Origin of the sequence: Streptomyces barkulensis (genome assembly GCF_002843305.1) — a bacterium.
Classification (GTDB): domain Bacteria; phylum Actinomycetota; class Actinomycetes; order Streptomycetales; family Streptomycetaceae; genus Streptomyces; species Streptomyces barkulensis.
Map to the genome: position 1 here is coordinate 154,633 of NZ_PGSG01000093.1, position 9,916 is coordinate 164,548.

Genomic DNA, 9,916 nt, shown 5'->3' on the forward strand with positions numbered 1-9,916 from the left:
GGGGTACGCCATCGATGGTAAGCGGCGGTGTGTCGGTGGCGGGCCGTAGGGTCGGGTCCATGGTCTCCCATCCGGCGTCCGGCAAGGCGCCCTCACCCGCCTCGCCGCCCAACTCCCTGTCACCGTCGCGGGCCGCCGACTTCATGCAGTGCCCGCTGCTGTACCGCTTCCGGGTGATCGACAGGCTGCCCGAGAAACCGACGCCTGCGGCCACCCGGGGCACGGTGGTGCACGCGGTGCTGGAGCGGCTGTTCGACGCCCCGGCCGCCGAGCGCAGCGTGCGCCGGGCTCGCTCGCTGGTGGTGCGTGAGTGGGAGCGGCTGCTGGCGAAGCGGCCGGAGCTGGCGGAGCTGTTCACGGAGGACGGCCGGGCGGCCCCGGGCGAGGGCCCGGGCGAGGGCCCGGCCGACGGCGCCGAGCTGGCGCGGTGGCTGGCCGGGGCGGAGGAGCTGGTCGAACGGTGGTTCTCCCTGGAGGACCCCACCAGGCTGGAGCCGGCCGAGCGCGAGCTGTTCGTGGAGGCCCGCCTGGAGTCCGGGCTGCGGCTGCGCGGCATCATCGACCGGGTGGACGTGGCGCCCACCGGCGAGGTCCGCATCGTCGACTACAAGACCGGCAAGGCGCCCCGGCCTCAGTACACGGCCGAGGCGCTGTTCCAGATGAAGTTCTACGCCCTGGTGCTGTGGCGGCTGCGCGGCACGATCCCGCGCCGGCTGCAGCTGGTCTACCTGGGCAGCGCGGACGTGCTCACCTACGACCCGGACGAGAACGACCTGCGCGGCGTGGAGCGCAAGCTGCTGGCCCTGTGGGAGGCGATCCGGCAGGCGACCGAGACCGGCGACTGGCGGCCCAGGCCGGGCCCGCTGTGCGGCTGGTGCGCCCACCAGGCGCTGTGCCCGGAGTTCGGGGGCACTCCCCCGCCGTATCCGCTGATGATCCAGCCTCGGCTGCCGCTGGAGCCGGACGGCGGGAGCGGCGGCACGGGCAGCGGCACGGGCGGCGGCGGGAAGGACGGCGGGGACTCCTGACGGAGGCGGCTCCCGGAGTACCCTCCCGGCGGCCGAGGGCACGGCCGGCTGAGTGAGAATGGGCCTGCCAAGCCCCGTTCCCGTTAGGAGTTCCCGTGGCAATCCGCGTCCTGCTGGTCGACGACCAGCCGCTGCTGCGCACCGGCTTCCGGATGATCCTGGAGGCCGAGGGGGACATCGCCGTGGTGGGCGAGGCCGGGGACGGCCTGCAGGCGCTGGAACAAGTGCGGGCGCTCCAGCCCGACGTGGTTCTGATGGACATCCGGATGCCTCGGATGGACGGCGTGGAGGCGACCCGGCAGATCACCGGCCCGGAGCGGGACGGCCCCGCCAAGGTGCTGGTGCTCACCACGTTCGACCTGGACGAGTACGTGGTGGAGGCGCTGCGCGCGGGCGCGTCCGGCTTCCTGCTCAAGGACGCGCCGGCCGCCGAGCTGGTGCAGGCGATCCGGGTGGTGGCGGCCGGCGAGGCGATGCTCGCCCCCAGCATCACCCGGCGCCTGCTGGACAAGTACGCCGGAAAGCTGCCCTCGGGCGAGGAGGAGGTGCCCGACGCGCTGGGTACGCTCACCGACCGCGAGGTCGAGGTGCTCAAACTGGTGGCGCGCGGCCTGTCGAACGCCGAGATCGCCGCGGACCTCTTCGTCAGCGAGACGACGGTGAAGACCCATGTCGGCCATGTGCTGACCAAGCTGAGCCTGCGCGACCGGGTGCAGGCGGCGGTGTACGCCTACGAGAGCGGGCTGGTCCGCCCCGGCGACCGGTAGGGCGCTCGCCGGGGCCGGTGTCGCCGGGACGCCGCGGAACCGGCGCCGGTTCCGCGGCGCCGGTTCCGGGGAGGGAACGGGATCAGCCCGCGGTGCCCTTGCCGATCTCCCAGAAGCGGAAGACGGTGGAGGCGTCCAGCGTCCACTCCAGCCCGGAGATGTCCTCGTGCGCCACGGCGTACTGCTTGCCCTGCCAGACGGGCAGGATCGGCAGGTCCCGGGCGACGATGTCCTGGATCTCGCCGAAGTCCCCGACGGTGGCGGCGCGGTCGCTCACCGCGGCCGTGCTCGGCAGCAGCTCGGAGGTGATCCGTCCGGCGTCGTAGCCATTGCCCAGCACGTTGTCCTCACCGAAGAAGGGCGCGGTGAAGTTGTCGGCGTCGGGGTAGTCGGGCACCCAGCCCTTGACGTACACCCCGTACTCGCCGGCCTCGATGCCCTTCTCGTACTCCTCCAGCTCCACGCTCTCGACCTTGGCGTCGAACAGACCGCTGGCGTTGAGCTGCTGGGCGATCTCCTCGAACTCCCGGACGGTGGCGGGGCCGTAGCGTACGGGAGTGGCCCACAGGGTCAGCTCCACCTTCTCCGTGATGCCCTCGTCGCGCAGGGCCGCCTTGGCCTTGGCCGGCTGCGGGCGGCTGCCGTAGGTGTCGAAGAAGGCCGTGTTGTGGCCGGTGATCCCGGCGGGCACGATCGAGTACAGCGGCTCGGCGGTGCGCCGGTAGACGTCGCGGATCAGCGTGGAGCGGTCCAGCAGGTACGCGACGGCCTTGCGCACCCCCGGCTTGCCGGTGACCGGGTGCTCCATGTTGAAGACCAGGTGGTGCACCTCGGCGCTGCTGCCCTCGACGACCTCCACCCCGTTCTCGGCGCTCGCCGCCGCGTCCAGGTCCGCGATGTCGTCCATGGCCAGACCGCGGTAGGCCAGATCCACCTCACCGCTGCTCAGAGCCTTCTTCAGCGCCGCCTGGTCGCCGTGGAAGAGTTTCATGGTCATCCCGGAGTTCCGCACCTCGGCGGGCCCGACGTAGTCCGGGTTGACGGAGAAGGCGGCCTCCTTGTCGCCGTAGGAGTCCAGCCGGTACACGCCCGAGCCGACGGCCTTGCCGTCGGTGCGCAGTTCGTCGGCCGGGTAGGCGCGGTGGTCGACGATCGAGCCGGCGCCGGAGGCGATCTTCTGCGGGAAGGTGGCGTCGGGCGAGGCGAGGCGGAAGACGACCGTCTTGGCGTCCGGGGTCTCGATCTCCTCGATGCCCGACAGCATCACGGCGGGGCCGTCGGGGTCGTCGATGCGCAGGGTCCGCTCGAAGGAGAACTTCACGTCCTTCGAGGTGAGCGCGTTGCCGTTGGTGAACTTCAGCCCGTCCTTCAGGACGCACCGGAAGACCTGGCTGCCGTCGTCGGTGAACTCGCAGCTCCGCGCGGCCTCCGGCTGGGGCTCCGTCCCGTTCCTGGGGAAGCTGAGCAGCGACTGGAAGACGTTGTTGAAGACCAGCCAGGACCCCGGGTCGTATCCGGAGGCGGGGTCGACGGCCATGACCTCGTCGGTCATGCCCATCACGATCCGTTCTCCCTCCCCGGCGCTCGTCCCCCGCTCGTCACCGCAGCCGGCGAGCAGTGCGGCGACCAGGGTCGTACCTACCGCAAGCGCCCGGAAGCGGGCCCTTTTCCTCACGTTCGCATCCTCAATCAGTGGTGTGCCGTTCTCCGAACCCCCGTTCGCACAGCCCCGCGCCGCCCCCGGAACCGGGGGCGGCGCGGGGGAAAGCTCAGTCCTGGACGCTTCTGCCCAGCTCCCACAGCTGGAGCACGGAGGAGGAGTTGAGCGCCCACTCCACCCCGGTGACACCGTCGCGGGCGGCGACGTACTGCTTGCCCTGCCACAGCGGCAGCACGGGCACCTCCTTGGCGACGATGTCCTGGACCCGGACGAAGTCGTCGACCGCCTCGTCGCGCTGCTCCTCGACCCGCGTGCGCGGGATGAGCTGCTCACGGATCTCGTTGTTCTCGTAGGGGGAGTTCAGGAAGTTGTCCTCGGCGAAGAAGGGCGCCACGAAGTTGTCCGGGTCGGGGAAGTCCGGGAACCAGCCCATGCCGTAGACCGCGTACTCCTGCTCGGTCGAGGCGGGCCGGTAGGTCTTCCACGGCACGCCCTTGACCGTCGCCCTGAACAGCCCGGAGTCGTTGAGCTGCCCGGCCAGCGCCTTGAACTCCTCGGCCGTGGCGGGTCCGTAGTGGTCGGTGGTGTAGGTCAGCTCCACCTCGACCGGGATGTCGACGTCGGCGCGTTCGAGGGTGGCGCGGGCCTCCTTGACGTCGGGCCCGCCGTAGACGTTGAAGAAGGAGTTGTGGTGGCCGGTCAGTCCGCTGGGGACGATGGAGTACAGGGGCTCGGCGGTCCGTGCGTACACATCGCGCACCAGCTCGCCGCGGTCCACGGTCTGGGCGATGGCCTGGCGCACGGCCCGGCGGCCGACGACCGGGTCGTCGGTGGCGAAGACGAGGTAGCGGATCTCCTGGCCGGACATCTCGACGACGTCGATGCCGTCGCCCTTGTCGCTCCCCAGCCGGTCGATCTGCTCGGGCGACAGACTCCGGTTCATCACGTCGATGCCGCCGTCGCGCATGGCCTTCTCCATGGCCTTGGAGTCGTCGAAGAAGCGCACCTCGACGCGGCCGTTCCGCAGCTCCAGATCGCCCTTGTAGGACTTGTTGCGGGCGAGAACCACCCGGCCGCCCTCGGCATCGAAGGACTCCAGGACGTAGGGGCCGGAACCGGTGACCGAGTACTCCTTGTGGAGCTTGTCGGCCGGATAGACCTCGCTGTCCAGGATCGCCGCCGCGGGGGTGGCGAGCTTGTGGGGGAAGGTGGCGTCGGGCTTCTTGAGGTGGAAGACCACCTCGTCCCCGGAGGGCGCCTCGATCCGGTCGAGGTTGCTCAGCAGTGACGCGGGGCCGCCGGGGTCGGCGATGCCGACCATGCGGTTGACGGAGAACACCACGTCCTCGGCGGTCAGCTCGTGGCCGTTGGAGAACGTGAGTCCCTCGCGGAGGGTGCAGCGGTACTGCGTGCTGCGCTGGTCGGCGAATCCGCACTCCTGTGCGGCCTCCGGCTCCGGCTGGGTGCCCGCGCGAGGCAGGCGCAGCAGGGTCTGGAAGGTGTTGCGGAAGATGTTCCACGTGCCGACGTCGTAGACCGCCGCGGGGTCGAGCGGAGCGGGCGCCTTCGCGGTGGCCTCGATCCGGTCGGTGGTACCGACAACGATCGTTCCACCGTTTTCGCCGCCGGCGCTGTCGTTGCCGCATGCAACGACCAGTGGTGCCAGCAGGCCCGCGAGGGCGGGCAGCAGCAGCGTCTTGCGGTTCATCGGTGACGGTCTCCTCATCCAGCCGGGTTGTCGCCGAATTCTCCGGCCGGGAGACAGACATTAGTAGCCGTGGAGTCCGTCACTTCCCCCGGCCACCGACGTGGAATTATCACGCTCCGATAACTCCGTCGCACGATCCGATAACCGGACGCCGGAGCGATCGGCGCAAGTGGGCATCAAAGGAGACAAACCGGCGTACAGAAAAGGGGCAGGTCGCCCTCGCCGCCGCTCCCGTCCCCGCCCCGCGGCCCGGAGCCACGTGATGAACATCACGCATTCAACCACCAGGTGAAAAGCGGGAATTCGGCCACCGCATTCGTCACCGATAATGAACGGTCCGCTGCTCACGGTTTTCGATGCATTCATCGTGCAGCGAACGGCGTACGCTCAGTACGCGGAAGCGATCAGGGAGTGCAGAAAAGGCAGATCCACTTCCTCCAGGGACGGCACGACCGTGCGCCGGTGCGCGGGCTCGATCCGCGTCACCGACGGCACCGCCACCACATGACAGCCCGCGGCCTCCGCCGAGGCCACACCGGTCGCGGTGTCCTCCACCACCACACAGCGCCCCGGATGCGCCCCCAGCCGCGAGGCGGCCGTCAGATACGGGTCCGGGTGCGGCTTGGTCCTCTCCACCTCGTCGCCCGCCAGGGTCAGCGCGAAGTGGTCCGGCCCCAGCGAGACCAGCATCCGGTCGATCACCCGCCGGTGCGAGGCCGACACCAGGGCGGCGGGCACGTCGTGCGCGGCCAGCTCCGTCAGCAGCCGCCGGGCACCGGGCATCAGGGACACCCCGCGCTCGACCCGCTCGATGAACCTGGAGTTGAGCAGCACCGTCAGGTCCCCCAGGGAGATGTCCGCCCCGGTGGCCTGAATCAGATAGGTCGCGCTCCGGGACATCGGCCCGCCGACCACCACCTCACGGTGCTCGTCGGCCAGCTCGTACCCCAGCTCGGCGAACACCTCGACCTCGGTCTCCCACCAGAAGCCCTCGGTGTCCACCAGCGTGCCGTCCATGTCCAGCAGGACGGCCTGAAGACCGGCCGCGGTGACCCCGGACACGGCGGACGCGGACCCGGCCGCCGCCGGTCTCCCCCCTCCGCCGGGGACCCTCACGGGCGCGGAGACGGAAGCCGGAGCGCTGCCGCCGAAGGCGGGCGGGACCTCGGCGCGGGAAAGGGGACGAGTCATCCGTGTGCCTCCTACGGGGACGCGAAGGCCGGTCGCCCGCACCTGACGGATGCGGACGACCGGCCTGTACCGGACAGATCAGTCTACGTCGGCCCGCGAACTATCGCGCGTTGAAGTATTTGGCCTCGGGGTGGTGGACGACGATGGCGTCGGTGGACTGTTCGGGATGGAGCTGGAACTCCTCGGACAGCTTCACCCCGATCCGCTCGGGCCGGAGCAGCTCGGCGATCTTGGCGCGGTCGGCCAGCTCCGGACACGCCCCGTACCCCAGCGAGAACCGCGCCCCGCGGTATTTGAGGGCGAACATGTCCTCGATCGCGTCGGGGTCGTCGCCGGCGAAACCGAGCTCGGCACGGACCCGGGCGTGCCAGTACTCGGCCAGCGCCTCGGCCAGCTGCACCGACAGGCCGTGCAGCTCCAGATAGTCGCGGTAGGCGTTGGCGGCGAACAGCTCGGCGGTGGCCTGGCCGATGCGGGAGCCGACGGTGACCACCTGCAGGCCCACCACGTCCGTCTGACCGGACTCCTTGGGGCGGAAGAAGTCCGCCAGGCACAGCCGGCGCCCGCGGCGCTGGCGGGGGAAGGTGAACCGGCACCGCTCGGCACCGTCCTCACCGAGGACCACCAGGTCGTCGCCCTCGGCGTGGCAGGGGAAGTAGCCGTAGACCACCGCGGCCTCCAGCAGGCTGTCGGTGTGCAGCCGCTCCAGCCAGCCCCGCAGCCGCGGCCGGCCCTCGGCCTCGACCAGCTCCCGGTAGGAGGGCCCGTCCCCGGTGCGCGGCGCCTTCAGCCCCCACTGCCCCTTGAACAACGCGTCCTCGTCCAGCCAGGACGCGTACTCCTTGAGCGGAATGCCCTTGACCACCCGCGTGCCGTAGAAGGGCGGGGTGGGCACCGGATGGTCGGTGGCCACGTCCGAGCGCACCGGCCCGCCCGGCTCCGGCTCGGCCACCTGGGCGGCCGCCGCCTTGACCCGCCGCTGCCGCAGCTCGGGCAGCTTCGCCCCCGGCACACCACGCTTGACACCCATCAGCGCGTCCATCAGCCGCAGCCCCTCGAAGGCGTCCCGGGCGTAGCGGACCTCCCCGTCGTAGAGGGCGTGCAGGTCCTGCTCGACGTAGGCGCGGGTCAGCGCGGCCCCGCCCAGGATCACCGGATACTTCCCGGCCAGGGAACGGGCGTTGAGCTCCTGCAGATTCTCCTTCATGATCACGGTGGACTTCACCAGCAGCCCGGACATGCCGATCACATCCGCGGCGTGCTCCTCGGCCGCCTCCACGATCGCCGACACCGGCTGCTTGATCCCGAGGTTGACCACCGTGTAGCCGTTGTTGGACAAGATGATGTCCACCAGGTTCTTGCCGATGTCGTGCACGTCTCCGCGCACCGTGGCCAACACGATGGTGCCCTTGCCCGCCGCGCCCTCGACCCGCTCCATGTGCGGCTCCAGATGGGCCACGGCCGTCTTCATCACCTCCGCCGACTGCAGCACGAACGGCAGCTGCATCTGCCCGGAGCCGAACAGCTCCCCGACCACCTTCATGCCCGCCAGCAGGGTGTCGTTGACGATGTCCAGCGCCGGACGCTCGGTGAGGGCCTCATCCAGATCGGCCTCCAGACCGCCCCGCTCCCCGTCGATGATCCGCCGCTTGAGCCGCTCCTCCAGCGGCAGCGCCGCCAGCTCCTCGGCCCGGGAGGCCTGCACACTCCTGGTGTCCACGCCCTCGAACAGTTCCAGGAACCGCTGCAGCGGGTCATAGCCCTCCGCCCGCCGGTCATAGATCAGATCCAGCGCCACCCGCACCTGCTCGGCGGGAATCCGCGCGATGGGCAGGATCTTGGCCGCGTGCACGATCGCCGAGTCCAGCCCGGCCTTGACGCACTCGTCCAGGAACACGGAGTTGAGCACCATCCGCGCGGCCGGATTCAGACCGAAGGAGATGTTCGACAGCCCCAGCGTGGTCTGCACCCGCGGATGCCGCCGCTTGAGCTCACCGATCGCCTCGATCGTGGCCACCCCGTCCCGGCGGGACTCCTCGGTACCGGTACAGATGGTGAACGTCAGGCAGTCGATGAGGATGTCCTCCTCCCGGATACCCCACCTGCCCGTCAGATCCGCGATCAGCCGCTCGGCCACGGCCACCTTCTGCCCGGCCGTACGCGCCTGCCCCTCCTCATCGATGGTCAACGCGATCAGCGCCGCCCCGTGCTCGGCCGCCAGCGCCGTGATCCGCGCGAACCGGGAGCCGGGCCCGTCACCGTCCTCGTAGTTCACACTGTTGATCACCGCCCGGCCGCCCAGCTTCTCCAGCCCCGCCGCGATCACGGCCGGCTCGGTGGAGTCCAGCACCACCGGCAGCGTGGAGGCCGTCGCCAGCCGCCCGGCCAGCTCGGCCATGTCCGCCACCCCGTCACGGCCCACATAGTCCACACACAGATCCAGCAGGTGCGCGCCCTCGCGGATCTGCTCCCGCGCGATCTCCACGCAGTCCTCCCACCGCCCTTCCAGCATGGCGGTGCGGAACTTCTTCGACCCGTTGGCGTTGGTGCGCTCCCCGATCGCCAGATACGAGGTGTCCTGCCTAAACGGCACCGCCTGGTACAGCGACGCCGCCCCCGGCTCCGGCCGCACCTCCCGCCCCGCCGGCACCACTCCCCGCACCCGCTCGACCACCTGCCGCAGATGCTCCGGCGTCGTCCCGCAGCACCCACCCACCAGCGACAGCCCGTACTCGGCCACGAACGACTCCTGCGCATCCGCCAGCTCACCCGGCGTGAGCGGATAGCGCGCACCGTCGGCGGTCAGCTCCGGCAGCCCCGCGTTCGGCATACAGGACAGCGGGATGCGGGAGTGCCGCGCGAGGTAGCGCAGATGCTCGCTCATCTCCGCCGGACCGGTGGCACAGTTGAGCCCGATCATGTCGATGCCCAGCGGCTCCAGCGCCGTCAGAGCCGCACCGATCTCACTGCCCAGCAGCATCGTGCCGGTCGTCTCCACCGTCACCGAGCAGATCACCGGCACCGACCACCCGGCCGCATCCAGCGCCCGCCGCGCCCCCAGCACCGCCGCCTTGGTCTGCAGCAGGTCCTGGGTCGTCTCCACCAGCAGCGCGTCCGCACCCCCCGCCAGCAAACCCTCGGCATTGGCCTGATAGGCGTCCCGCAGCGTGCGGTACTCGACATGGCCCAGGGTGGGCAGCTTGGTACCCGGCCCCATCGCCCCCAGCACCCACCGCTGCCGCCCCGTGTCCCGCGTGAAGGCGTCGGCCACCTCCCGCGCCACCCGCGCCCCGGCCTCGGACAACTCCTCCACCCGGCCGGCGATGTCGTACTCCGCCAGCGCCGCGAAGTTGGCACCGAAGGTGTTGGTCTCCACACAGTCCACCCCCACCGCCAGATACGCCTCGTGCACCGAGGCCACGATGTCGGGGCGGGTGACGTTGAGAACCTCGTTACAGCCCTCCAACTGCTGGAAGTCCTCCAGCGACGGATCGGCCGCCTGCAGCATCGTGCCCATCGCCCCGTCCGCCACCACCACCCGCGAGGACAACGCCTCACGCAG

General features: G+C 70.6%; 6 protein-coding genes. 2 read left to right on the top strand and 4 right to left on the bottom strand.

Annotated elements, in window-relative coordinates:
- Positions 1-59: 59 nt before the first annotated feature.
- Complete coding sequence (locus CUT83_RS19955; protein ID WP_240957895.1) at positions 60-1,028, top strand: RecB family exonuclease; 969 nt, start codon at positions 60-62, stop codon at positions 1,026-1,028.
- Between the two features lie 95 nt (positions 1,029-1,123).
- Positions 1,124-1,795, top strand: coding sequence for a response regulator (locus CUT83_RS19960; RefSeq protein WP_101257219.1), 672 nt, complete (start codon positions 1,124-1,126; stop codon positions 1,793-1,795).
- An 82-nt stretch (positions 1,796-1,877) separates the two neighbouring features.
- On the opposite strand, the gene CUT83_RS19965 is transcribed toward CUT83_RS19960, so the two are convergent.
- The 4 genes from CUT83_RS19965 to metH all read right to left on the bottom strand — a co-directional run.
- Positions 1,878-3,470: an ABC transporter substrate-binding protein gene (locus CUT83_RS19965; RefSeq protein ID WP_101257220.1), complete on the bottom strand. Its 1,593-nt coding sequence runs from the start codon at positions 3,468-3,470 to the stop codon at positions 1,878-1,880.
- Positions 3,471-3,564: 94 nt separating this feature from the next.
- A complete protein-coding gene (locus tag CUT83_RS19970) occupies positions 3,565-5,163 on the bottom strand; it encodes an ABC transporter substrate-binding protein (protein ID WP_101257221.1) in 1,599 nt (532 codons plus the stop codon).
- Positions 5,164-5,550: 387 nt separating this feature from the next.
- Positions 5,551-6,354, bottom strand: coding sequence for an HAD family hydrolase (locus tag CUT83_RS19975; protein WP_101257222.1), 804 nt, complete (start codon positions 6,352-6,354; stop codon positions 5,551-5,553).
- Positions 6,355-6,454: 100 nt separating this feature from the next.
- Positions 6,455-9,916 (bottom strand): methionine synthase (metH, locus tag CUT83_RS19980; protein WP_241524813.1); only part of this gene is annotated, 3,462 nt, incomplete at its 5' end.